This is a genomic window from Paeniglutamicibacter sp. ORCA_105, assembly GCF_045798545.1.
GTDB classification, from domain to species: domain Bacteria; phylum Actinomycetota; class Actinomycetes; order Actinomycetales; family Micrococcaceae; genus Paeniglutamicibacter; species Paeniglutamicibacter sulfureus.
Map to the genome: position 1 here is coordinate 1 of NZ_JBIXLM010000001.1, position 24,766 is coordinate 24,766.

Genomic DNA, 24,766 nt, shown 5'->3' on the forward strand with positions numbered 1-24,766 from the left:
CCCCCCCCCCCCCCCCCCCCCCCCCCCCCGCTTTTCTCAGGCCTCCGGGCCAGGTGCCCAGACGAGGCTGCCCACCAAATGGGGAGGAAGCATGGCACCTAGGGAGTCGAGGCTTTCGGGATCAAGATCCAGCACGCGGAGTCCGGGGCTGTGCAACAACGGGTGGAGGTTTTTCCCGGCAACCACGGGAATGCCGGCCTCACCGGCCAGGCCCTCCCCGCTGGCCTTGGCCACGGCTTCCTTCAGGGCCCACCATCTGGCCCGAAGCCGCTGCCGTTCGGCTTCCGGCAACAGTTCCAGGCGTTCACGTTCCTCCGGTGCGTAGGCATACTCCTCCAGCATGCCGCCCTCCCCGAGGGAAAACGCCTGGTCCTCCAGGTCGGCCAGGTCAACGCCCAGCCGACCGTTCCCGGGGGCCAGCCCAAGCAGCAGCCAGCCGGCGGTCCGCGCATAGGACAGGGAGAAGACCTCCCCGGTCCCCGGAATCCGGAGCTTCGGGGTCCCGTGGGCCTCCGACGCGCATTGCGGACAGTACTGTGTGAGTTCGAGGTCGCCGGGAAGGATCCCGCGGCCCGGGGGCACGGCATGGTTCAACAACCCGGCCCCCAGTACCCTGGCCATGATCCGCCCTGCCACAAAGTCCTCGCGCGGACGCCCGGGGACGTACCCGCCGGCACGGGCAAGTTCGTCGGGCAGCAATCGGACCTCGGGATGCGTCGCGGCCTCGGCCAAGGGGGCGGTCGCCCACAAGGGGGCCGAGAGTCCCGCTTCGAGACCCTTAGCCGGTACGTCGTGCATTCGGATTGCGCTCCTTGTTCTGCGGGTCACTAGCCACGGATGCATGGCCGGTTTCGACTGCATCGAGTATCTCGCATCAGCGCCGGAAGCCGGAACCAATTCCGATACACACAGTGGGCACTGCCCCACATATTGGTTTGGGCTGCCGCAGCCGGCTTCAGCCCGACGGCGCTCCTGCCCAGGTCCGGGCATTGGCCCCTTTGGCAGGGATCACCGGATTCCCAAGCGGGTGGACCACATCTCCCCCCAAAAAAGTTGGTGAGGCATCGCACGGCCCTGTGATTCCCGCCCCAAGACACCTTCCGTTAACCTTCCGGTCCACCTGCCGTTCACCTGCCGTGACTACGGTGGGCGCGTACGTGCCGGCCGGGCGGCGGCGGACGCCTTGTCGGCGTGCCGCCGGAGCATGGTTGGGCTCCATCGTCCTGGTCCGTCCCCTTACAGGGGGCTGGGCCGAGCGCCACTTCCAGAAAGCCACAGTGGAAACGACTCCCAGCATTACCGACAATGGATCCACCGCCCCCTTGTTCCTGCCGCAGTACCCGGGCAGCGAATTGGCACCGGAGCCCCGCACCCTCATGGACATCCTTGAGGCCAGCGCGGCGGCCCACCCCGAAGCCCCCGCACTTGATGACGGCGAGCGCTCGCTGACCTACGCAGAACTGCTCGTGGCCGTCGACGAGATGGCCGGGCGCCTGCGGGCAGCCGGACTCGGTGCCGGGGACCACATCGGCATCCGCATCCCCTCGGGAACGCGCGAACTCTACATCGGCATCCTGGCCACGATGAAGATCGGCGCAGCCTACGTCCCCGTCGATGCCGACGATCCGGAGGAACGCGCCCAACTGGTCTTTTCCGAGGCCAAGGTCGCCGCCGTCGTGGGCGAGAAGGGCAAGATCACCTCCCTGCGCGAGACGGCAAACCCGGCGCCGGCCCGGGACGCCGCGCTGGGCGACGACGCCTGGATCATCTTCACCTCCGGATCCACCGGGACTCCCAAGGGCGTTGCCATCACGCAGCGCTCGGCGGCCGCCTTCGTGGACGCCGAGGCCAGGATCTTCCTGACAAGTGAGCCCCTGGGCGCCGAGGACCGCGTGCTTGCCGGCCTCTCCGTGGCCTTCGATGCCTCCTGCGAGGAAATGTGGCTGGCCTGGCGCCATGCCGCCTGCCTGGTGCCGGCCCCGCGTGCCCTGGTTCGTTCCGGCATGGATCTGGGTCCCTGGCTGGTGACCCGCGGGGTCACGGTGGTCTCCACCGTCCCCACGCTCGCCGCCCTCTGGCCCGCCGAGGCCCTGGAAAACGTGCGCCTGCTGATCTTCGGCGGCGAGGCCTGCCCGCCCGAGCTTGCAGCCCGCCTTGCCGTTCCCGGGCGCGAGGTCTGGAACACCTATGGTCCGACCGAGGCCACCGTCGTGGCCTGTGCCGCGCAGATGGACGGCAGCGATCCGGTGCGCATCGGCTTGCCGCTGGAGGGCTGGGACCTTGCCGTCGTCGACGCCTCGGGCTTCCCCGTGGCCCCGGGGCAGAGCGGGGAACTGATCATCGGCGGCGTCGGACTCGGTCGCTACCTGGACCCGGCCAAGGACAAGGAGAAATACGCGCCCTTCGAAACCCTGGGCTGGGAGCGTGCCTACCGCTCGGGTGACCTGGTGCAGGCCGACCCCGAGGGCCTGGTCTTCCTGGGCCGGATGGACGAACAGGTCAAGCTCGGCGGCCGACGCATCGAATTGGGCGAAATCGATGCCGCGCTACAGTCACTGCCCGAGGTCTCCGGGGCCGCTGCCGCGGTGAAGACCACCGCGGCCGGAAACCAGATCCTCGTCGGCTACCTGGCCGCCGATCCCGCCTACGACACCTCGGCTGCGCGCGGGCGGCTGGCGGACATGCTTCCGGCGCCGCTGATCCCGCTGCTGGCGGTCGTCGACACCCTGCCCACCAAGACCAGCGGCAAGGTCGACCGCAACGCGCTGCCCTGGCCGCTGCCCGGTGCCACCGCTACCGGGCCCGAAGGGGTGCTGCCGGACCTCGGCGAGGACGCTGCGTGGGTCATCGAGCAGTGGACCCGCGTGCTGGGGACCTCGGTCGGCAGCCTTGACACCGATTTCTTCGCCTCCGGCGGCGGTTCGCTCTCCGCCGCCCAGCTGGTTTCCGCCCTGCGCGTGCGCTACCGCACCGTCACGGTGGCCGAGATCTATTCCCACCCGCGCATCGGGTCCCTGCTCGAGGCCCTGGGCACCAGCTCCGGCGCCGAACCCGAGACCCGAATCGTCGAGCGCACCACCCGGCGCGCCCAGGTCTTCCAGACACTGATGGGCATCCCCACCTTCATCCTGGTGGGCATGCGCTGGCTCGTGTACCTGGCCGCCGGCAACAACGTGCTCGGCACCCTGGGGGTCTTCACCGATGCACCCCGGCTCTCCTGGTGGGCGGTGGCCGCACTCTGGCTCGTCTTCGTTTCCTCCCCCGGGCGCATGGCGCTTTCGGTCATCGCGGCCCGCACGTTGCTGCGCAACCTCAAGCCCGGGAACTACCCGCGCTCGGGCAAGGTGCACCTGCGGCTGTGGATGGCCCAGCAGATCGCCGACCTGGTTGACCCCGTCTCGCTCGGCAGCGCGCACTGGATCCAGTTCTACGCCCGCGCCCTGGGCGCGAAGATCGGCGCCGACGTCCAGCTGCACTCGATCCCGCCGGTCACCGGCCTGCTCACCGTGGGCCGCGGCGCCAGCATCGAACCCGAGGTCGATCTCACCGGCTATTGGATCGACGGGGACCGTGTCCATGTGGGCACCGTCGAGGTCGGTGCCGAGGCCACGGTCGGGGCACGCAGCACGCTGATGCCCGGCTCCGTGGTAGCCGACGGGGTGGAGCTGGCAGCCGGCTCCGCCCTTGCCGGTAGCACCAAGGCCTTCTCCTCCTACTCCGGCTCCCCCGCAGAACGCAGCGGCAAGTCCAAGCCCTCCTGGCCGCAGGAGCCGCTGCGTACCCGCCGGGTGCGCAACGCCATGTTCGCCGTGGCCTCCTCGGCCCTCGGCGCAATTCCCCTGCTCTCCATCCTGGGAGCCATCATCGTGGCTGCCCTGCTGCTGCGCGGCCAGGCCTCGCTGCACGAATCCCTGCTCCAGCTCACGCTGGCCGTCCCGGTGGCGGCACTGGTGTGGTTCGGCCTGAACATGCTGTTGGTGTTGGTGGCAACGCGCCTGCTGGGCATCGGCCTGCGCGAGGGCTGGCACCGGGTCGACAGCCGGATCGGCTGGCAGGTCTGGGCCACCGAACGCCTACTGGACATGGCCCGCGACCTCCTCTTCCCCATTTACGCCTCGCTCTTCACGCCCGTGTGGCTGCGCCTGCTCGGCGCCAAGGTCGGACGCAACGTCGAGGCCTCCACGGTGCTGCTGATCCCCAAGATGACCACCATCGGTGCCGGGGCCTTCCTGGCCGACGACACCATGGTCGCCACCTACGAACTCGGCGGCGGCTGGATGAAGGTGGGCCGGGCCAAGATCGGCAAGCGCGCCTTCCTGGGCAACTCCGGCATCGCCGGGGCCGGACGCCGCGTGCCGCGCAACGGCCTGGTCGCGGTGCTCTCGGCCACCCCCGCCAAGGCCAAGGCCGGGACCTCCTGGCTGGGCAGCCCGCCGGTGCGCCTGCGCCGCACCGCGGTGGCCTCGGATGATTCGCTCACCTATGCCCCTCCGCTGCGCCTGAAGTTTGCCCGCGCCCTGTGGGAAATCTGCCGGATCGTGCCGGTCGTGGTCACCGTCGGCGTTGCCGCCCTGGTGCTGGCGCTGTTGGACTTCCTGGCCGCCGAATACGGCTACCTGGCTGCGGCACTGCTCAGCGGCGCGGTCATGCTTGCCGCCGGAGCCGTCGCGGCCGCCTCCGCGGTTCTCGCCAAGTGGCTGCTGGTCGGCCCCATCCGCCCGGGCGAACACGCCCTGTGGAGCTCCTTCATCTGGCGCAACGAGGTCGTCGACACGTTCATCGAAATGGTCTGCGCCCCGTGGTTCGCCCACTCCGCCGCCGGTTCCCCCGCCCTGGTCTGGTGGCTGCGCGCCCTGGGCGCCAAGATCGGCCACGGCGTCTGGTGCGAAAGCTACTGGCTGCCCGAGGCCGACCTGGTTACCCTTGGGGACTCCTCGACCGTCAACCGCGGCACGGTGGTCCAGACCCACCTCTTCCACGACCGGGTCATGGCAATTGATACGGTGGAACTCTCCGCTGGATCCACGATGGGCCCGCACGGGGTCATCCTGCCGGCAGCTTCCCTGTCGGAAGGCGCGACCGTGGGCCCCGGTTCGCTGGTGATGCGCGGAGAATCCGTTCCCCCTTCAAGCTACTGGATGGGCAACCCCGTCCAACCCTGGAGCCAGCCGCGCGCATGAGCCACACCCAACAGACCGACACCACCACCGCCACCGAGGCTTCCTTCATCCCGGATGCCTACGTGCCCCGCTCCGGCAGCGCTGGCTACCGCGTCACGCACTACGACCTGGACCTGGACTGCAAGCTCGGGGGCAACCGGCTCGACGGGCGCGCCACCATCACCGCCGTGGCCCAGGCCGAGCTGAACCGCATCAGCCTTGACCTGTCCGGATTGCGCGCCTCCCGCTGCCAGGTCAACGGTGCCAAGGTCGCCCGGTCCACGCAGAAGGCCGGCAAGCTGGAGCTCCACCTGGTGACCCCGGTGCCCGCCGGGGAGCAGTTCACCGTGGAGATCCGCTACGGCGGGGTCCCGAACGTGCGCGACGGCATCTGGGGCGAGGTCGGCTGGGAGGAACTCACCGACGGGGTGCTCGTGGCCGGACAGCCCAACGGGGCCCCCACCTGGTTCCCCTGCAACGACCACCCCAGCCAAAAGGCAAGCTACAGGATCTCCGTCAACACCGACGCCGGGTACCGCCCGGTCTGCAACGGAAAACTCGTTGACCGCCAGCGGCGCTCCAGCCGCGAACGTTGGACCTACGAGGTCAACGAGCCCATGGCCACCTACCTGGCGACCCTGCAGATCGGCCGCTACGAGCTGCGCTCCCTCGCCGGCACCGAAGCCGGCGCCGCACCGCTGGGCGGACGGCATGCCGGTGCCCCGGCCCCGGTGCCCCAGCTGGTTGCCTCGAACACCTCCCAGCTGCGCCGTGTCTCCTCCGCGTTGGCCGACCAGCCGCGGATGATGGAAACCTTCATCGAGGCCTTCGGCCCCTACCCGTTCGAGGACTACACCGTGGTGGTCACGGAGGACGACCTGGAAATCCCGCTGGAGGCGCACGGTATCTCCATCCTGGGCAACAACCACCTGGCGCCGGGGTGGGAGCAGCAGCGATTGATCGCCCACGAGCTGTCCCACCAGTGGTTCGGGAACTCGCTGACCGTCGGGTCGTGGGAGGACATCTGGCTGCATGAGGGCTTCGCCTGCTATGCCGAATGGATCTGGTCCGAGGCCGCCGGCGGCCCGAGCGCCGATTCACGCGCCAGGGACGCCTGGGCGATGCTCGAATCCCTGGAGCAGGACATCACCATCGGGGCCCCCGGGCCCAAGGACATGTTCGACGACCGGGTCTACAAGCGCGGCGCGCTGACGCTGCATGCCCTGCGGCTGGCATCGGGCGATCGCGCGTTCTTCGCGATGTTGCGGGCCTGGACCGGGGCCCGGCGCCACGGGACGGTCACCTACCGGCTTTTCCGGGACCACGTGGACGCGCACCTGCCCACCGCACTCTCCGCCGAGGCGTTCCTGGAACCCTGGCTCTTTGAAAAGGCGTTGCCGGCACTGCCTGCCCCGGCGGCAAACTGACGGCGGGGGGGCTCGGCCCCACCGCCGTCCCGCTGGTCTTTTCACCGTGTAGAGCCTGGTCACAAACCCCCTTCCGGGCACCCAATGTTCATCTTCCGTTCATCGCCCGCCGATACGGTCACCCCATGCAATTGCTTGATTTAGCCGCCCACGGCTACTCCGTCCGCGACGACGATGACGACGATCCGGTCCTGTTGACCTCCACCGGCGAAGTCGTGGACACCTGGCGGGAGGGCTACCCGTACTCCTCGCGCATGGACCGCGCCCAGTACGACCTGGAAAAGCGGTTGTTGCAGATCGAGCTGCTCAAGCTGCAGGTCTGGGTCAAGGCCACCGGGCGCCGACTCGTGGTGCTCTTCGAGGGCCGCGACGCCGCCGGCAAGGGCGGGACCATCAAGAGGTTCACCGAGCATTTGAATCCACGCGGTGCCCGCGTCGTGGCGCTGGAAAAGCCCAGTGAACGCGAATCCACCCAGTGGTTCTTCCAGCGCTACATCGCCCACCTGCCGGCCGCCGGGGAAATGGTCCTCTTCGACCGCTCCTGGTACAACCGTTCCGGCGTCGAACGCGTGATGCGCTTCTGCACCCGGGAGCAATTCGACAGGTTCATGCACCAGGCGCCTGCCTTCGAGCGGCAGCTGGTTGATGACGGGATCGTTCTGGTGAAGTTCTGGTTCTCGGTTTCCCGCCGCGAACAGCTCACCCGCTTCACCATCCGCCAGATCGACCCGGTTCGGCAGTGGAAGCTTTCCCCCACCGACCTCGCCTCGCTGGACAAGTGGGACGCCTACACCGAGGCCAAGGAAGAGACCTTCCGCAGCACCGATACCGATTGGGCACCGTGGACCGTGGTGAAGTCCAATGACAAGAAGCGCGCCAGGCTCGAGGCAATGCGCCACGTGCTGAGCCTCTTCGACTACGAGGGCAAGGACCACGAGCTGGTCGGGACCCCCGACCCGCACATCGTCGGACCTGCCTCGGCAGTCGTCGCCGACGGTGAGGAATTCTAGGGTTCGGTTTTCCCGCTGGGATGCGGGGTTGACCTGCAATTCGTGTGCGGTAGGAAGCGCACTCGCTGGACCGGTCCCGCGTGACACCCTATTTTCCTGCGAATCAGAATTTCTTAGGTATCAGGTCCTCGAGGGTTCCGTTTCGTTATCCGAATCCCAAAGGACTTCCTGGTTCTCACTTGCCGAAGCTTGAGAGAATCACCGTCATTTCGCACGCAGCACGAAGAAAATAAAGCTCAAGAACGATTCCCTGCCTTCGAATTGAGGCGGGATGAGTTCCGGGGGCGCATCGGCAGAGAAAGGTGGTTCACTGACTACCTCGATCTGGAATCCGGCTTTGGCAAATGCGTCCGTCATTTCGTGCAAGGGTCGATGCCAATATGTGAGGATCGCCGGTTGGCCATTGAACGTGTGCTCATCTGAATACTTCGTGAGCTTGAAGTAGTCGGAACCGGGGTTGGTCCATGGATAGAGGATCGGATGGTTGACAGACATGATGAGTCGGCCCCCGGGTCGCAGTACTCGCCGTATCTCCTGTAGCGGACTCAGCCAGTCTTGCAAATAGTGAAAAACCAGCGAGGCAACCACGTCATCAAAGGCGTCCTCGGCGAATGGCAGCGGCTGGCCGAGGTCGGCTGTAAGCAGATCTGCTTCCGCGCCAAGTCTCTTTCGGGCAAGGCTGATCATTGCTTCACTGGAGTCAAATCCTGTCACGCTGGCGCCGCGATCACGGAGCGCCTTCGCCAGCGGCCCGGAACCGCAACCAGCATCAAGAATTTGACGATTACGGACATCCCCCGCGAGTTTTATCATCGCCGGCCGTTCGTAGAATCCGTTAATCAGACTGGTTTCATTTTCAGTCGAGTATGCTTCGGCAAAGCTGTCGTAATCGGTGTCCTGCGTCATAAACCAATTCCTCCGGACCTCAGAATGGGGGCGCTCATTTATATGAGGCTAACAGCCTTCCCGCATTCTCCCGGATAAAAATAAAATAGACACCCTCACCCGAAATTAAGCTTTCGGGACGATCCTCTTGACATATTCTGATACTCCAATTCCCCACCGGGTTCCCGTTACAGGACGGCCATGGCGCATGACTGGGTTCCTTGCGACACCGTGATTCGGCGGATGGACCCCGACATGACAGCGGTCGCTGTCGCTGCGTGCCGGCGTGGTCGGTGAAACCCGATTCCGCCGGACCATCCCTGTGCTAGTCGTTAATTCACTTTGCGAAGAGTCTCACCATCTCGTCAAGAGTTGCGCAGAAACCAGGAACGCCCGCGCCGAAGGCCCTTGGCCAACCTGTCGACCGCGTGAGCCGACTCGGTCGTTCCGACGTCGGAAAACGACCCCGTCCCGCCATACAAGCTGAGGGCTTTTGCAGCGCTCGAACGGAGGCCGCGCCTGTCCGAGACACCGATGAACAGGTCGTGGAGCCAGTCGGCAGCGTGGCTCCGCTGCTTGTCGCTTTCGGAGCGTGCAACGGTGCGGACTTCTGCGATTGCGGAGAGGATGTCGTCACGGACAGCTTCAACAGCCCATCGTTTGCTACTCATGGAACAATCTTACGGATCACACCGAGCTGGGCTGCGACATTTGGCGTCGAAAACCACACGCTAGGGTGGTCACATGATGACAATCATTTCAGCCCCAGGGGATCTCATCGTGGCAACCAAGGATGGTGTGGACGTGCGGTTCGCCGGGGTTGAGTCGATTGTCGACGCTCCGTTTTCCGCAACTGAATGGTTGGGAAAACAGGGAATAAGACTCCACCTCGAAGGGATCCGCAGTCCCGAAACCCAGCGCCGCGATGAACACCACATCAAGGAAATATCGCAGTGGGCAAATCTGAGGGAGCGTGATGGGGCGGAAGCAGCCGGAGACGCACCGGCGATGCCCGGTCAGCTAGTTCTTGGCCCTGTTGGAGCGGACATCTCGGATGATTTAGGAACCATTTATCGATGGTCTGCCGGACAAGTCGCAGGAAGCGGGACCAACTGGGAGGCGACCTGGGTGTATCTTCCGGAACCTCCTGCTGCTGCTCGATTCCTACGTATTGATTTCACTCTCGATGGAGAACCAACGGGCAAAACATGCAAGGTGCAACTTGGATAGCGTCCAAAAATCGTCCGACCAGCGTTCCTGGCGTCGATGCCATAGACAACCCGTCAGATAGGATTCGCAGTGCCTGCGGGGTTCTTTCTCGCAGCATTCTGCCTTGGTGCGGCCCTGTTCCCCTTAGGTGTGTTCAAGCCATGGGCTAAATGCGCGCAGGTGGACTCTGCGATGGGATGCCCGGCTAATCCAGCCGAAGCGGCCCTGGTGATTTCGGGTTTGGCGGTCGCCGTTGTGGGTCTCACTGCTTGTTGGTTCGCCCCCCCCGAATACATTCGAAGCTGGCGGGCAGGGACTGCAAAATTCAGTCCGTACATCCGGAATGAAGGCACGAGCCCTTCCGCCAACCAGCCAGCTATCCAGCTATTTGCATCTTCATCAACGAGTCGCGTCAGCATAACGTCGAATCGTCATCCTTAACCATTCGCTGGGAGGCTCCCCCTCCGGGCGTGGTCATACGGCCTACTGGTAGGAAACGAACCACGGTTTCGGATCGATGTCGAAGGTCTGCTTCGGTGTGAACGTCGGGGAGTCCTCGTCGATGAAGTTCTTCCACGCCATCCTGATGCCGTCGGGCAGGTCGCGGCGCAGGCTCTTCCACGTCTCCATCTTCATCCCCGGTGTGCCGTTGCCGTCTGCGTGCAAGAGCATCGCAAGTTCGGGGTGCGAAGTGTCCAGCGTGGAGCGGTTGCGGATCATGCTCAACTTGAACTGGTGAAGGATGACGACCTTCTGCGGCAGGTTGTGCTTGCGCGTCAGCGCAGCCAACCAATCGTTGGTGCGGTTGAGCTCAGCGGCATCCACAGATCCGATCTGGACCATGTGACGCTGGCCGGGCTTGAGCCGCCACTCGGGGTCGTAGGCGATGCCGACGTTGGGGTAGACCAACAATTTTTCATAGTGCTTGGCCTGGGTCAGGAAGTCGTTGCGCCCCGGCTGCAGGTCCAGAACCACGTACACCCCTGCTTTCTCGGCCGCCTTCACCCAGGACTCGAGGCGTTCCACGGGAACGTAGCTGGAGTACTTCCCGTCCTTGCCGGCGGACGCCGCGGCGACGGTCGAGATGATCTCGAAGGCCGGCACGACCTTCTCCTTGCTAAAGGGCTGGTACTCCGCGGCGTACTTCTTGGCGAGCTTGATGGCCCCATCGACGTCCTGTTCGCCAAGCAAACCCAGTGAAGCCGTCCCCGGCGTGCCGTACAGCGCGACCATGCGCCGGTCCGGAAAAACGATCTGCCCGCCGCCTGGAAGTTGCATTCCTTCGGCAGCCGTTGCCGCCAGGGCAGAGAAATCCGCGGCTTTCCCGAACCCGCCGCCGATCGCGTACAGCTCCGCGTCCGCGTGTTCCTGGAAGAATTTCTGGTTCTTCGCAGCCCGTGGGTCAGGCGAGGCCATGGTGTGGAGGTCAGCCCCTGCGGCTTGGGCCGTCGTCAGTGCCGGGCCTGCCGCTTCCGCGGCTTCTTCCCCCGAGCGAACGACGACGGCGAAGCCGGAATCCGTGGTTCCCTCGATCGGGTCAATGTCTGGCAGATCGGCATCGGGTGCCGCCCCGTCGACAACTTCCAGACCCCCCGCCAGTGAATCCGGCACGGTTCCGTGGGCGAGGAGGGTACGTGCGCCCAGACGCTCCAGCTCGGCGGCAAAGTCCTGCTGCTCCGTTGTTTCGTCCGGTGCATCGCCAGGTGCCACGAGCAGCGGGATGCCGAGTGCGCGGGCCTGACCGGCGGCGGCTTCCTGTCCGCCTTCATGGCCCAGCACGACGACTGCGGGTGCCTTTTCGAAAAACGCCTCACTGGCTTTCAGCGCCATCTCCGCGGGGTTGCCGCCGATCTGTCCGATGCCAGCCTCGGCTCCGGCCAACACCACGCTGTCTTGGTTCTCCTGCGACTGGGCACCGGCTGCTCCGGCGTCGTCCCCCGGATCCGCGGCGGTGCACCCGGCCACGACCAGGACAAGAACCAGCCCGGAAGCAACCGCAGCGAGACGTCCCCTTGCACGAATCGTCATACTCTTTACCCCCGCGTCGATCATCAGCAAAAGATTTTCACCGGCATCGTTTTATGGTTCCTTCAACAGAAAGCGCCTCGAAACCGTTGGAGAGGCTTCAAGGACGGCAACCACTAAAAGAGAACGATCACCATGAACGACACTAGCAACAACTTCCCGTTGTTACCCCAACGAGCTGGCTGGCACAAGAGCCGGTGAACTTGAGCCGTTGGATACGAAACCTTGGCGATGCTCTTGCGCCCGGGCAGGACTCGGCGTCCGCCGCGTCAAAGGCCTTGTCCTGAGGATGGGGAACGTCCCGTGTAACAAGGGGACAAGCACTTCCATATTGGCGAACATGGACTGAAGGCCCGGCCAATGGGCCAGCAGGCATCCCGCTACCGCACCGAGTGGCATGGCGGCTCTGTCCCGCTCCCCCGAGATGCTTTCGACTTGAGGCTCACGTCACGCTGCGAGTCTTGTCCCGCGGAAGGTTCCGCTAGCGGAATTCCACAGTCTATAGATCCCGGCGTCTCCCGATCGCCAAGGGGTGATTCGGTCGCCCACAGACCACCGGATGCTGCATGTGCAAGACTGAGCGGCATGACTTTAGACGAGGAGTTGGACAGGATCTTCGCTGCCCGAGACCGGGCGAACATGCAGCCGACCATCGATGCGTTGCTTCCCCTGCTTGATTCGAATCCCGGGAATGCGCGGGTGCTCTACGAAGTCGGAGGGGCATATGACACCGCTGGCAGGGAAGAAACCGCGCTGGGATTTTACGAGAACGCCCTCGCTGCTGGCCTCAAGGGCGATCTGCTCCGCCGTTGCTATGTCCAATACGGGTCAACCTTGCGAAACGTGGGACAGTACGCAAAATCCAGCGCGGTCTTCGCGACAGCTCGCACTGAATTTCCCGGGTCCCCATCGCTGGGGGTGTTCGAAGCAATCACCCTCCACGCAGCAGGCCGACCAAATGAAGCCGTTGCTTCGCTGCTTGATTTGGTGGTGGACTTCGTTCGCTCTCCGGACATCGATAGATACAAGTCGGCGATCAGCGGGAATGCGGCCTATCTCCGCTCGCTGGATGGACGAGGTACACCCCCCCCAGTAGCTGAGTCCTGCTGAAGGGTCCCGAGGCGGCACGAAACACGCGTCAACTTGGATTCAATGACAAACTCGCGCTAGCTGGTCCGTGAGAAACTGACGATCGTTATCGCGCTGGCAGCCCTGGGCCGAACCAGCGGCATAGCGCGTTCGTCAGGTCCTGGGCAGTTCCTTGTCCCACCCAGGCAACATATCCGTCCGGACGGATTAGCACGGCGGTAGGAGGCGTCACGTCACCCAGGAGGGGCAGTCGCCACGGCCCGGTATACCGGGCCCCGACCTGTCGAACATGATCGGCCCAGGGATTGATCTCAAAGTGGCTCAGACCGTCGAGTGTTAGCAGGACCGGCTTTGCGTCGTGGAGCAGCGTGTAGAAACGGGTCGGACCGTTTGCCGTATCGAGATCAAGATCCGGCATGCGGCGTCCGAGAAGCGGGTGACCCTCCCCTAAGTCGTAGGTGATGTCGAGTCCGTGGATCAGTGCGGCAACGTGCCGCCGAGGCTCATCCATCGACATGAGTTCCTCGACGGTCTCGGCGAGCGCCGCGGTCCGGGCATCAGCGCGCTGGAGGGCTGTTTGCGCCATCGAATGCTTGAGCGCGCGAACGCCGACGGGATGCCGTTCCGCGTGGTAAGTGTCCAGAAGGGACTCGGGTGAGCGGCCATTGACCACCTGTGCGAGCTTCCACCCAAGGTTGACTGCGTCCTGCAGGCCCAGGCCGATCCCCTGGCCGCCTGCGGGATAGTGAACGTGAGCGGCGTCCCCGACCAGCAGCACTCGGTCCTTGCGATAGGTCGCGGCCTGCCGGGTGGCGTCGGTGAATCTGGAGATAGAGGTCGGTGTATGCACTCCGAAGTCTGTTCCATACGCCGAGCTCAGGGAATCGCTCAGGTCACCCAGGGTTGGATCCTGCCGCGAACCGACCTGTCGCTCCGTCGTGATGACACGATAGGTACGCCCGTCCGGCATCAGGCTGAAGCCGTGGACCCCGGACTCATCCAGGTGCGTACCGGAGGGTGCTTCATCGGTTACTTCCACTTCGGCGATCAGGTTGCTTCGGGTCGCGTCCCAGCCGGGGAAGTCGATACCGGCGCACTTGCGGACCATGCTGCGGCCTCCGTCCGCACCGACAAGAAACGCGGCCCGGACCTTTCCGCCGTCGGCGGTCTCGACTTCGACACCGGTCTCGTCCTGGATGAAGCCAACCACCTCATGACGGCGGTGGACGGGCACCCCGAGCTCCTTGATCCAGTCTTCGAGGATCGGTTGGATGCGGCTCTGCCACAGGCCGAGCCCGTAAGGGTGCCGCGTTGGAAAGTCACTGATATCAAGGAGCGATTTGCCGAATCGGGCCGTTTGCACGGTCGTGCCCTCGTCCAGGAATCGACCGGCGATCCCCCGCTGGTCAAGGATCTCGATGGTGCGACAGTGAAAGCCGCCTGCACGGGATTCCGTCAAGGCCCCTGTCGGGAGCCGCTCCATGACCGCCACGTCAACACCAGCCAGGGCCAACTCACCGGCGAGCATCATTCCGGCCGGTCCACTTCCCACGATGATTACGTCTGCCATCTCATCCTCTTCTCGCGATGCTGCACTGACGGGCACGCCCGAGCAGTGTATTGCAGGGCATGGGTCTTGCTGCAAGACCCCCTTGCGACGCTATTCTGAAAGCGGCAGGAGTTGCTACCCCTCCTAAAAAAGCTGTCGTCGCATTTCCAAACTCGCCCTTGCACATCCTCGCCGAGCCGGGCAGTGTCTTCCCTTGCGGGCAGACCAATGCGGGTGCGGTCGTTTTGCCGTGCGCGGCATTCAGCGGAGACGCGCTCTAGGCGCGGGCCTGGACGAGATTGGCGAAGGGCAACCTACCGTGCAATTGGCGGAACTCGGCATGATAGTTCGCCTGGGCCGCATTGAGCTCCTCCGCAGGTAGCTCCTTCCAAGCCATGAGAAGGGCCCCTGCATCCGCCAACTGCCAGATCAGCCGGCCGTCCCAGTGTCCCGGCGGCTTTCCATTCCCAAAGTCCACAAATTCTTGGATCTGGCGACGAAGCCCGCGGTTGCCCTTGCTGCCGGGGCTGGCCTTGCCAATGAAGAGGACATCTGCGTCCTCAACCCATTCAGCGGTGAGCCCGGACATGGGCAGGGATGGATTCTTCTTCTTGAAAATCCCGGCCGTGGTTTTGGTGAGGAACCGCGGCTCAAACCCCTCGGGCCGCAACACAACGAATATCCCCTGACGCTGCGGAATCCGGTTGATTTCAAGGGCCGTGAGGGGCCGGAATCCGGTGAATCCGTCGTCTTTGAGCGTTTTTTTGTTGAACGGCATCGGATTCCTTGGATCTTGGCGGCGGGAATGTTGCAGGGCACTCTCCCGGAGGTGCGATGATTCGCACCTCCGATGCTACCCGGCCGGGCAATGAACGCGTTCCCCGATCCCATGCGGGAGGTGGTTGCCCCGATCTCGCTATGCGCCGCGTCCGGGACCCTCCCCGCGGAAAATGGTTTGCACATCCGCTGGATGTCGGTGGAGGGGCAGCCGTGGGATAGCAACCTACACGGCCGGCCCATGGTTCGGGAAAATGCCGGTGCCGTCCAACCACCGTAGGACAGTGTCGGCAAATTCGCTCGGACGCGTCTCGTGAACGTTGTGACCAGTGGGTATGGTGACGAGAGTGCATTCGGGGATGAGACCTGCGACCTCCACGAGTAGGTCCTGCGGCACAGGGCTGGTGGGACCGCCTCCGATGAGCAACGTGGGAGATGTGATATCGGGCAGTCGCCTCCACCAGCGGCGGGTGGGGTCGTTAACCTGCTCAACGATGGCCGGCACGACCGCCCAATCGAACCCCAGGGCTCCCTCGGGGCGTTCGGGAACCGGCCGTGTGCGGGGGAACGGCGGCGGGACATCCTCGACCACGAGCCGTGCGATGCGACCCGTCTGCGCCTGGGCAACCATATATGCGACAGCGCCGCCCATCGAGTGGCCGATCAGCACCACGTCGCGCAGATCCATGATGTCAAGGACGTCGATGACGTCCTCGCGCATGAGCTCGAACGAGTAGGCGCCCGGCCGATCGCTGTCGCCATGCCCGCGCAAATCCAGATTGACTACTCGAAACAGCGAAGCGAACCGCGCCTCGACCCCGGACCAGCTCGCTGATTGTTCCCCGAGCGCGTGCAACAAGACCATTGTCGGTCCAGTCGCAGCGCCCGAAAGGTGACAGCCGATCCGCACTCCGCTGCCAAGCTCCACCAACCTCTTTTCCATCTGTAAACCTCGGCCTCGTCGGATCGAATCTTCGGGGTTCCTCGGAGAACGATCGCTCATTGAATATTGTTCTCGCACGTCTCCGGTTCGTATCCGATGAGCCAGTGCAGCCCATGACGATCAATGACCTGGCCATCGGATGCTCCCCATGGTTTGGGGGAAAGCGGGTCCATCACCGTGCCGCCAACTGCGAGTTTGTCGAACCACTCATGGAGGGTGGCTGGTTCGGCGGCCCCCAGCAACGAGAGCATGAGTCCTTCGAACCTGACGCTCTTTCCTCCCGTGGCAGCATCCGATCCCGCCAACGCCACTACGCCGTCGAGAACTCCATGGGCGATGGATTCCGGGGGTCCGTCCTTTCGGCCAAATTCTTCATAGGTGTACAAGGAGAGTTTTCCGCCGAAAACGTCCGCATAGAAGCCGAGCGCTTCACGCGCCGTGCCGGGGAAACTGACATAGATCTGGGGAGCAGCCATGGACATAGCCTACGAAAACTGTTCCCCTGCCGCTACAGGTCGATCGAAGCAAGGGGCGCGAGCGGCCCCCCGCCCCGGCCCAAGATCGGTGCCGTTGAACCGACCGATCGTGGCCGGCGTCGGGGTTGGCACGCCGAACCGCGCCCAGGCAGTCGCTCTCACAGCGGCCGCCCGTAGGGATAATCAACCCAGGCTCCGATGCCCTCCTTCGGACATGCCTTTTCGGCGCCATTCCGGGTGCTCCACGCATCCGCTGGGTAGCTTGAACCCTGGAGCACCTTGTCCAAACTCTCGACACGTTCCTCACGCCCGTCGGCGTATCTGACGTCGAATCGAAAGTAGCGATATGGAATCTTCAGCCAGCGGGACTTGGTCCACACGGACGTGGCACGGGCGGCAACCGGGATTTCTGCGCTCATTCCCCCATCTTGGCACGAACGAATGTGCGCCGGAGCTTTCGATCCCGGCCACCGATGCCTACCGGGCCTGGTCCCCCGCGCTTCCGCCGAGCATCCGGCTTGCCAGATCCTGGTGGGCCAGGCGCCGCATCGCGGCAAAGATCGGATCGTAGAGCGCCGTTCCGAGCACCGAGTACTCCACGGCCCGCGACGTGTCGGCTCCGGGCAGTTCCGCCAGGTCGATCTCGGCGATCGCCATGATGTGCCGTGCGTAGCCGTGCAGCCGTTCGCGCCCCATGGGCAGGCCGGCCGCTTCGGCGGCGGCCAAGGCACGTTCGAGCTGGGCCACGGCCGCGTAGCCGGGGTCGCAGAGCTGGCCAATCTCCGCCAACGCCGCCCGGGCCCGCGGATAGTCGCCGTGTGGGTCTGCACCCACGGCCGGCGGCAGCACGGCGATCGCGCGTCCCAAAGTACTGTAGCGGTCGGCCTCCGGTTCGTCGATGAGTCCGACGATGGTGCGCACGCCTGCCAGCGGCAGCCCCACAACCTCGGTGAGCGCGCGGATCAGCGCCAGCCGGCGCACATGCTCTTCGCCGTAGTCGGCCATTGTTGCACCGATCGACTCCCCGGGGGCCAGCAGGCCCTCGCGCAGGTAGTACTTCACGGTCGCCAGCGGCATCCCGGAGCGCTTGAGAAGTTCGGACATCCGCATGCGGCAACCCCTTGTGTTGGATAGTTAAGGTATCTATGTTGGATAGTACAGCTATCCAATCGGGTTCGAAAGGAAACACCCCCCATGGAACCGAGCACGCTGGTCCTCGCCGGAATCCTGCTTCTGGCCCTCATCACCGTCGAATCAGGCGGCGCCTTCCTCGTCCGCGTCGCCGGCGGCGGGGTTCCCGCCAACGGCCTGCAGAAATCCTGGTACCGGGCGGGCCACGCCCATGCCGCGGTCCTGCTGGTCCTGTCCTTGGCGATCCTCGCCTTCGCCGACCAGCTCGACGTCCCGACCTGGGTCGACTGGATCGCCCGCTCCGGAGTCCCCGTGGCAGCCATCCTCATGCCCGCGGGCTTCTTCCTTTCGGTGCTCGGGAAAAACCCCGAGAAGCCCAACCGGCTCTCGCTGCTGATCGGCCTCGGCGCCGCATCGCTCACCGCGGGCCTGCTGGCCGCGGGGATCGGGGCGATCGCCACCGGCGCCGGGAACGCCTGAGGGAACGCCGAAGGCCGGCCGCTCTCCGCGGATTTGCGGGGAGCGGCCGGCCTTCGGTGCCGGTGTTGCCTGGGCTTGCTAGCGCTGCACGGCTCCGAACCGCTCGGCGGCAAGTGCCACCGCGGCGGCACGCGCCTCGGAAGCCTCGTCGGCTGTCAGCGTGCGGTCCGCGGCACGGAAGCGCAGGCCGAAGGCCAGCGACTTCTTGCCTTCCGGAATCCCGGTGCCCGAGTACACGTCGAAGAGGGCAAGGTCCTCGAGCAGTTCCCCGGCGCCTTCGCGCAGGGTCTCGAGCACCTCGGCCGCCACCACGTGCTCGTCAACCACCAGGGCCACGTCCTGGGTGGAGATCGGGAAGGTGGAGATCTCCTTGGCCACGATCACGTCGGCAGCGGCCTCGAAGAGCTCGTCCGCGTTGATTTCCATCGCGACGGTGCGCTCGGGCAAGTCCAGCTCGGCCAACAGCTTCGGGTGCAGTTCGCCGGCGTAGCCGACGTGCGTGCCGTTGCGAAGCGCCAGGGCCGCGGTGCGTCCCGGGTGGAATGCCTGGTGCGAACCCTGCGAGACGACGACCTCGACGCCCAGCACGTCACCGACCAGCTTGGCGGTGTCCAGCGCATCGGCCCAGTCGTAGACGCGCGGGACGTGTGCGGCGGCAACCGGCGAATCGTGCCCGGTGAGCACCGCGGCAATGTGCGTCGGCTGGTGCGGCAGGCCGTTGTACAGCGCCTCGAGTTCCTCCTCGGAGGGGCGCTCCCCCAGCGGCGGGATCGTGGCGGTGCCCAGGGTCTGGCCGGGCAGGAAGACCTGGCCGGCCTCGTACAGCGCCAGGTCGCGGAAGCCGCGGCCGTGGTTGCGGCGGGCAATGCCCAGCAGGCCCGGCAGGATCGAGGTGCGCATGAACCCGAACTCGCTGGACATCGGGTTGTTCAGCTTCACGGCCGCAACTTCCCCGGCTTCGGGGGCACCGAAGGTGTTGTTCTGCACCTTGGTGACGAACGGGTAGGAAAGCACCTCGGTCAGGCCCGCGTCGGCCAATGCCGCCACGACGCGGCGGCGCTGGCCCTGCACGCGGGAGAAGCCGCGGCCCGGAGGGGCCGTGGGCAGCGTCGCCGGGATCAGGTGGTAGCCGACCAGGCGGGCGATTTCCTCCACCAGGTCCTGCTTGGTGGCCAGGTCGGGGCGCCATGACGGCGCGGTGACGCGGTAGCCTGCCTCGACATTCTGGATCTCCGCGCCGATCTCGCCCAGCGCCCAGGTGATCTGCTCCTCGGTGTAGTCGATGCCGATCAATGCCGAGGCAAACCCGGCGGGCAGGTCGATGACCACGGCTTCGGGCGCGGTGCCCTCGTCGGTGATCTCGGTGGTGGCGGTGCCGCCGGCCAGCTGGACCAGCAGGTCCACGGCGCGCTGGGCGGCCACGTCGGCGATGTTCCAGTCCACGCCGCGCTCGAAGCGCTTCGAGGCCTCGGAGGGCAGCTTGTGGCGGCGGCGCGAACGCGCAATCGAGATCGGCTCGAAGTGCGCCGCCTCGATGAGCACCGTGGATGTCGCGTCGGAGACCTCGGTGGCCGACCCACCCATGACCCCGGCAACGCCGATGGCCCCGGATTCGTCGGTGATCAACAGGTCCTCGGCGTGCAGCTTGCGCTCCTTGCCGTCCAGGGTCCTCAGCGTCTCATCCGGGTTCGCGCGGCGCACGGTGATGGTGCCGGTGAGCTTGTCCGCGTCGTAGAAGTGCAGCGGCTGGCCAAGCTCCAGCATCACGTAGTTGGAAATGTCGACGACCAGCGAGATCGAGCGCATCCCTGCCAGGTTCAGCCGGCTGGCCATCCACGGCGGGGTGGGCAGTGCCGGGTTCACGCCGGTGACCTTGCGGGTAAGGAACCTGTCGCAGCCGTCCTTGCCGTAGATGCCGGCGGCATCGGCAAGCTTGACCGGGTGGCCCGGTGCAGTTGCAGCATCCACCGTGACCAGCGAGGCAGGGTCGGTGTAGGGGGTGCCCGTGGCATGTGCGTATTCGCGGGCCACCCCGCGGATGGAGAACGCGTAGGAGCGGTCCGGGGTGACGTTGATTTCCGCCGCCTGGTCGTAGAGACCCAGCAGTTCCATCGCGTCGGTGCCGATCTCCGGGTCAAGGCCAAGGCGAGAGAGCACGATGATGCCGTCGTGGTCGTCCCCGATGCCCAGCTCGCGGGAGGAGGCGATCATCCCGGCCGAGACGTGGCCGTAGGTCTTGCGCGGGGTGATCCGGAAGTCGCCCGGAAGCACGGCGCCGGGCAGGGTCACCACGACCTTGTCGCCCTCGACGAAGTTGTGGGCGCCGCAGATGATGCCCTGCACCCCGCTCGGGTCGATGCCCTCGTTCGCCAGGGTCTGCGCGGCACCCTCGGGCACCACGCGGACCTGGCACCAGTTGATGGTCTTGCCGTTGGTCTGCTCCTCCTTGACGATGGACAGGACCTGGCCCACCACGATGGGGCCGGAGATCTCGTCGGTGGGACGGTGCACGTCCTCTTCCTCGAGGCCTACCTTGACCAGCTCGGCCATGACGTCTTCGGCCGAGGCATCGGCCGGTACCTGCGCGTATTCGCGCAGCCATGAAAGTGGAATACGCATGTCTTAGATCTCCATCCCGAAGTGCTCGCTGAACCGAATGTCGCCCTCGATCATGTCGTGCATGTCGGGGACCTCGTTGCGGAACATCAGGGTCCGCTCCACGCCCATGCCGAAGGCGAACCCGGAGTATTCCTCCGGGTCGATGCCAGCTGCACGCAGCACGTTGGGGTTGACCATGCCGCAGCCGCCCCATTCGATCCAGCGCGGGCCGCCCTTGGCGCCCGGGTGCCAGATATCCAACTCGGCCGAGGGTTCGGTGAACGGGAAGAAGTTCGGGCGCAGGCGGATGGAGGCGTCGTCACCGAACATCTGCCGGGCGAAGTGCTCCAGGGTGCCGCGCAGATCGGCCATGGTCAAGTCCTTGTCGATGGCCAGGCCCTCGAACTGGTGGAAGACCGGGGTGTGCGTGGCATCCAGCTCGTCGGTGCGGTAGACCCGTCCCGGGCACAGCACGTAGATCGGCAGCTCGCGCTCGAGCATCGAACGCACCTGGACCGGTGAGGTGTGGGTGCGCAGCAGGAGGTGCGAATCGGCGGGCTCGATGAAGAAGGTGTCCTGCATTTCGCGGGCCGGGTGGTCCGGGGCGAAGTTCAGCGCGTCGAAGTTGAACCACTCGGATTCGATCTCCGGGCCCTCGGCGATTTCCCAGCCCATGCCCACGAAGATGTCGGACACGCGGTCCTGCAGCGTGGAGAGCGGGTGGCGGGCACCTGCACGGCGGCGGCGCGGGGCAGCGGTGACGTCAACCGTCTCCTCGACGAGGATGCGGGCGGCGTCCTCGGCTTCCAGCACGGCGGTGCGTCCGGCCAGGGCCTTGTTGACGCGGCCGCGGGAAGCGCCCAGGAGCTTGCCGGCGACGGCCTTTTCGCTCTTGTCGAGGCGGCCGATTTCCCGGTTGGCCAAGGACAGCGGGGACTTCTCCCCGGTGTGTGCCAGGCGTGCCGCCTTCAGCTCGTCCAGGTTCTTCGCGGCGGCAAAGGCGGCCAGCGCGGCTTGCACAGCAATGTCGATGCCGGCCTCGTCGGTGGGATGCGGGACAACCGGCGCGTGGCTGTCAATGACATCCACTTCCGGGCTCGTGGGTTCAGACATGGGGTTCTACGGCCCTTTTCACTGTTGATGGTGTCTCTGGTTCTGCATCCCATTCTAGGTGCTAGCCCCGATGGGTCTGGAATCGCAACTCGATCCCCCCTTCCGGGCGCGCGGTTGTGGACATCCAAGGGAAGGTTGGGCAATAGTTAGTCCCATGTCCCGAGTAATTCGATCCCTTGCCCTGCCTGCCGCCGCCCTGCTGATGATCGGCTCCCTCGGGGCCTGCTCCGCGCCACCCGCGCCCAATGCCACCGCCGAACTCCTGGCCGGTTCGCTGGCGGGCCTGGACCTCGCCTCCGTCCCGCTGGCGGGCACCGACGCCGCCACCGCGAGCGCCGAACTGGCGGAGTCGCTCAAGCCGCTGGAATCGATCCCCCGCACAGTCACCCTGGCCTCTGTCACCGAGGACGAGGGATCTGATGCACCCAAGACCGCCACGGCCGTGTACAACACCGTGTGGGACGTCGATGCCTCCGACACCGACTGGACCTACCAGACGCAGGCAACGCTGGAACTCGATGACGAAACCAAGACCTGGGGGGTGCGCTACTCCCCCTCGATTGCCGTGCCCGGGCTGGAATCCGGTCAGTACGTCGCCAAGCGCAACTCCCCGGCCAAGCGCGGGGAGATCCTGGGCAACAACGCCCAAACCCTGGTGACGGACCGCCCGGTGCTCCGCATCGGGATCAACAAGGAAGCAATCGGGGAGACGGACTGGGAGGACTCGGCCACCAAGCTCGCCAAGGTATTGGACATCGATGCCGAACCGTATGCCAAGAGGGTTGCCGCTTCCGGCCCGCGGGCGTTCGTCCAGGCCATCACCCTGCGCGACGATGCCGACCGCACCGTCACCGATAAGCAATTGAAGGCGATCCCCGGCGTGCTGGCGCAGCCCGATACCCAGCCGCTGGCCCCGAGCCGGAGTTTTGCCCGGTCCATCCTCGGGTCGGTGGGCGAAGCCACGGCGGAAATCGTCGCAGATTCCAAGGGCAGCGTTGCCTCCGGGGACCGGGTCGGGCTGTCGGGCCTGCAAAAGGCCTACCAGGACGAGTTGGCGGGCACCCGGGGCTACAGCATCAACATCTACAACCAGGACAAGGCCGAGGTCTCAACCCTGGTGACGCGGGAAGCGGTGGACGGCAAGGATCTGAAAACCACGCTGGACCGGAACCTGCAGGAACTTGCCGAGTCGCTGATCGCCGACTCGGACAGCGACGCCGCGCTGGTCGCGGTGCGTCCCTCCGACGGGGCCATCCTTGCCGCCGCCGCCGGGCCCACCGACAACGCGCAGAACACCGCGTTGCTGGGCAAGTACGCCCCGGGCTCCACCTTCAAGGTCATCACAGCACTGGCCATGCTCCGCTCCGGGGACACACCGAAGACAATGCTGGATTGCCCGGCGACCATGAGCGTGGACGGCAAGGCGTTCAAGAACTACGACGGCTACCCCTCCAGTGCGCTGGGAAGCATCCCGCTCTCCGAGGCAGTGGCGCAATCGTGCAACACCGTCTTCCTGGAGGGCGCCTCCAAGGTCAAGGCACCTGCCCTCGCCAACGCTGCGGCCTCCCTGGGCCTGAACTTGAGCCCCGCCACGGGCGCGGCATCCTTCCTGGGGTCGGTGCCGGAGGACTCCACGGGCACCGAGCTGGCGGCCAACGGCATCGGCCAGGGAGTGGTCCAGGCCTCGGCGCTGGGCATGGCCACGGTGGCAGCCTCGGTCCAAAACGGCGCCACCGTCAGCCCCCACCTGGTGACGGACCCCAAGCCGGATGCCGCCGCCAAGCCCAAGAATCCGTTGACGGCTGCCGAGGCCAAGGCGCTTTCGGGCATGATGGCCCAGGTCGTCGACCACGGCACGCTGAAGGACCTCAAGTCCGTCCCCGGCCCCGCGATCATCGGCAAGAGCGGGACGGCGGAATACGATGCCGAACGCAATGCCCACGCATGGTCCATCGCCGCGCAGGGTGATCTCGCGGTGGCGGTGTTTGTGGGCGACGGCAGCGGCGGGGCGCAGACGGCCGGCCCGATCCTTGCCGAATTCCTGACCGACGCCCAATAGGCGCCGCTCCGCCGCACACCCCCGGCATGCCAAAGGGACCGACAAGCCCGGTTTTCCGGATTGTCGGTCCCTTTTTTGGCGTTCAGCGGCCGAACCCGGAAGTTCGGCGTTGCGCGGTGTTAGGCGTGCACGTCTTCGGTGCGCTCGGGGCGGCGCATCGTGCCGACGGCAACGACGGCGCCCAGCAAGGCCAGGACCCCGAAACCGAGGGACAGGTAGATCGGAGTGTTGTCCTTGGGCTTGGCCACGGCGGTCATCTCGCCGGTGGCTTCGCGCATGTCGAAGCTCACGGTGTTGCCCTCGATGTGTGCCCCGGCGCTGGCCGAGGTGACCTCGCCCGGGAAGGTGACGGTCATCGTGGACTCGCTCAGGCTCGAGGTGTCGGTCCCGGCAAGTCCCCGGGCGGAGAAGTGGTACAGGTCGTCGCGGTATTCGATATTGACCTTCGGGCCAAGCCTGCCGGAAAGGTCGCCCAACTTGGTCAGCGATTGGTTCTCGATGCTAAAGACGTAGCCCTTGAAGTTTTCCTCGTCGTACGGCGCCTTCTGTGCCTCCGCGGGGATGCCCAGGAAGAATTCCTCCTCGGTGGTACCCATCTGGGTCATGAGCTCCTCGACCGAGATGTCGCCGGCAACGCGCTTGTCGAATGCCACCACCATGTCGAGGCTAGCCTCTTCCGGACTCGAGACGACCAGATCCACATCCATCTTTATGCACCCGGTCAGGCTCAACATCAGCGCCACCATGATTCCAATGACGGATACGATCTTCTTCATGTATTCTCCTCCACGTTCGGGGCATTGATCTGCAACGATGCTCCCGGTTCAATAGTCAAC

General features: G+C 65.4%; 20 protein-coding genes. 7 read left to right on the top strand and 13 right to left on the bottom strand.

Going from position 1 to position 24,766, the window contains the following annotated elements; genetic code table 11:
- Positions 1 to 36 precede the first annotated feature (36 nt).
- Positions 37 to 798 carry a 4'-phosphopantetheinyl transferase family protein gene (locus ACIPUB_RS00005; RefSeq protein WP_407605558.1) on the bottom strand — a complete coding sequence of 254 codons (762 nt, stop codon included), beginning with the start codon at positions 796 to 798 and terminating at the stop codon, positions 37 to 39.
- Between the two features lie 578 nt (positions 799 to 1,376).
- Here ACIPUB_RS00005 and ACIPUB_RS00010 point away from each other — a divergent pair.
- The 3 genes from ACIPUB_RS00010 (at position 1,377) to ppk2 (ending at position 7,596) form a co-directional block, all read left to right on the top strand.
- Positions 1,377 to 5,180, top strand: coding sequence for a Pls/PosA family non-ribosomal peptide synthetase (locus ACIPUB_RS00010; protein WP_407605730.1), 3,804 nt, complete (start codon positions 1,377 to 1,379; stop codon positions 5,178 to 5,180).
- Positions 5,177 to 6,586, top strand: coding sequence for a M1 family metallopeptidase (locus tag ACIPUB_RS00015; RefSeq protein WP_407605559.1), 1,410 nt, complete (start codon positions 5,177 to 5,179; stop codon positions 6,584 to 6,586). Before ACIPUB_RS00010 ends, ACIPUB_RS00015 begins: the two co-directional genes overlap by 4 nt.
- Positions 6,587 to 6,711: 125 nt before the next feature.
- The gene (gene ppk2 / locus ACIPUB_RS00020) at positions 6,712 to 7,596 is read left to right on the top strand and encodes a polyphosphate kinase 2 (protein WP_302262517.1); all 885 of its coding nucleotides are present in this window, start codon (positions 6,712 to 6,714) and stop codon (positions 7,594 to 7,596) included.
- Positions 7,597 to 7,800: 204 nt separating this feature from the next.
- Here the strand turns inward: ppk2 and ACIPUB_RS00025 are convergent, their stop codons facing one another.
- Together ACIPUB_RS00025 and ACIPUB_RS00030 are read right to left on the bottom strand one after the other, a co-directional pair.
- Complete coding sequence (locus tag ACIPUB_RS00025; RefSeq protein ID WP_407605560.1) at positions 7,801 to 8,502, bottom strand: methyltransferase domain-containing protein; 702 nt, start codon at positions 8,500 to 8,502, stop codon at positions 7,801 to 7,803.
- Positions 8,503 to 8,846: 344 nt separating this feature from the next.
- Complete coding sequence (locus ACIPUB_RS00030) at positions 8,847 to 9,152, bottom strand: DUF6966 domain-containing protein (RefSeq protein WP_407605561.1); 306 nt, start codon at positions 9,150 to 9,152, stop codon at positions 8,847 to 8,849.
- 73 nt (positions 9,153 to 9,225) lie between these two features.
- Between ACIPUB_RS00030 and ACIPUB_RS00035 the strand changes: the two genes are divergently transcribed.
- Positions 9,226 to 9,711, top strand: coding sequence for a hypothetical protein (locus ACIPUB_RS00035; protein WP_407605562.1), 486 nt, complete (start codon positions 9,226 to 9,228; stop codon positions 9,709 to 9,711).
- Positions 9,712 to 10,173: 462 nt separating this feature from the next.
- Here ACIPUB_RS00035 and ACIPUB_RS00040 read toward each other — a convergent pair whose 3' ends face one another.
- Positions 10,174 to 11,718: a hypothetical protein gene (locus ACIPUB_RS00040; RefSeq protein ID WP_407605563.1), complete on the bottom strand. Its 1,545-nt coding sequence runs from the start codon at positions 11,716 to 11,718 to the stop codon at positions 10,174 to 10,176.
- Positions 11,719 to 12,300: 582 nt separating this feature from the next.
- On the opposite strand from ACIPUB_RS00040, the gene ACIPUB_RS00045 reads away from it, so the two are divergent.
- Positions 12,301 to 12,825, top strand: coding sequence for a tetratricopeptide repeat protein (locus ACIPUB_RS00045; RefSeq protein WP_407605564.1), 525 nt, complete (start codon positions 12,301 to 12,303; stop codon positions 12,823 to 12,825).
- Positions 12,826 to 12,910: 85 nt separating this feature from the next.
- On the opposite strand, the gene ACIPUB_RS00050 is transcribed toward ACIPUB_RS00045, so the two are convergent.
- The 6 genes from ACIPUB_RS00050 to ACIPUB_RS00075 form a co-directional block, all read right to left on the bottom strand.
- The gene (locus tag ACIPUB_RS00050; protein WP_407605565.1) at positions 12,911 to 14,374 is read right to left on the bottom strand and encodes an FAD-dependent monooxygenase; all 1,464 of its coding nucleotides are present in this window, start codon (positions 14,372 to 14,374) and stop codon (positions 12,911 to 12,913) included.
- A gap of 256 nt (positions 14,375 to 14,630) precedes the next feature.
- Positions 14,631 to 15,131 (bottom strand): hypothetical protein, encoded by a 501-nt coding sequence (locus ACIPUB_RS00055; protein ID WP_407605566.1) that lies wholly within the window; start codon positions 15,129 to 15,131, stop codon positions 14,631 to 14,633.
- 225 nt (positions 15,132 to 15,356) lie between these two features.
- Positions 15,357 to 15,995: an alpha/beta fold hydrolase gene (locus tag ACIPUB_RS00060; RefSeq protein ID WP_407605567.1), complete on the bottom strand. Its 639-nt coding sequence runs from the start codon at positions 15,993 to 15,995 to the stop codon at positions 15,357 to 15,359.
- Positions 15,996 to 16,129: 134 nt separating this feature from the next.
- The gene (locus ACIPUB_RS00065; RefSeq protein ID WP_407605568.1) at positions 16,130 to 16,549 is read right to left on the bottom strand and encodes a VOC family protein; all 420 of its coding nucleotides are present in this window, start codon (positions 16,547 to 16,549) and stop codon (positions 16,130 to 16,132) included.
- 158 nt (positions 16,550 to 16,707) lie between these two features.
- Positions 16,708 to 16,968 carry a hypothetical protein gene (locus ACIPUB_RS00070; protein ID WP_407605569.1) on the bottom strand — a complete coding sequence of 87 codons (261 nt, stop codon included), beginning with the start codon at positions 16,966 to 16,968 and terminating at the stop codon, positions 16,708 to 16,710.
- 58 nt (positions 16,969 to 17,026) lie between these two features.
- Positions 17,027 to 17,659, bottom strand: coding sequence for a MerR family transcriptional regulator (locus ACIPUB_RS00075; protein ID WP_407605570.1), 633 nt, complete (start codon positions 17,657 to 17,659; stop codon positions 17,027 to 17,029).
- Positions 17,660 to 17,743: 84 nt separating this feature from the next.
- Between ACIPUB_RS00075 and ACIPUB_RS00080 the strand changes: the two genes are divergently transcribed.
- The gene (locus ACIPUB_RS00080; RefSeq protein ID WP_407605571.1) at positions 17,744 to 18,160 is read left to right on the top strand and encodes a hypothetical protein; all 417 of its coding nucleotides are present in this window, start codon (positions 17,744 to 17,746) and stop codon (positions 18,158 to 18,160) included.
- Between the two features lie 78 nt (positions 18,161 to 18,238).
- Here ACIPUB_RS00080 and pheT read toward each other — a convergent pair whose 3' ends face one another.
- The gene (pheT, locus tag ACIPUB_RS00085; protein WP_407605572.1) at positions 18,239 to 20,779 is read right to left on the bottom strand and encodes a phenylalanine--tRNA ligase subunit beta; all 2,541 of its coding nucleotides are present in this window, start codon (positions 20,777 to 20,779) and stop codon (positions 18,239 to 18,241) included.
- A 3-nt stretch (positions 20,780 to 20,782) separates the two neighbouring features.
- Entirely contained in the window at positions 20,783 to 21,871 is a 1,089-nt protein-coding gene (gene pheS / locus ACIPUB_RS00090) for a phenylalanine--tRNA ligase subunit alpha (protein WP_407605573.1), read from the bottom strand.
- A gap of 154 nt (positions 21,872 to 22,025) precedes the next feature.
- On the opposite strand from pheS, the gene ACIPUB_RS00095 reads away from it, so the two are divergent.
- Positions 22,026 to 23,930 carry a penicillin-binding transpeptidase domain-containing protein gene (locus ACIPUB_RS00095; protein WP_407605574.1) on the top strand — a complete coding sequence of 635 codons (1,905 nt, stop codon included), beginning with the start codon at positions 22,026 to 22,028 and terminating at the stop codon, positions 23,928 to 23,930.
- Positions 23,931 to 24,049: 119 nt separating this feature from the next.
- Here ACIPUB_RS00095 and ACIPUB_RS00100 read toward each other — a convergent pair whose 3' ends face one another.
- A complete protein-coding gene (locus ACIPUB_RS00100) occupies positions 24,050 to 24,706 on the bottom strand; it encodes an LppM family (lipo)protein (RefSeq protein WP_407605575.1) in 657 nt (218 codons plus the stop codon).
- Positions 24,707 to 24,766 lie beyond the last annotated feature (60 nt).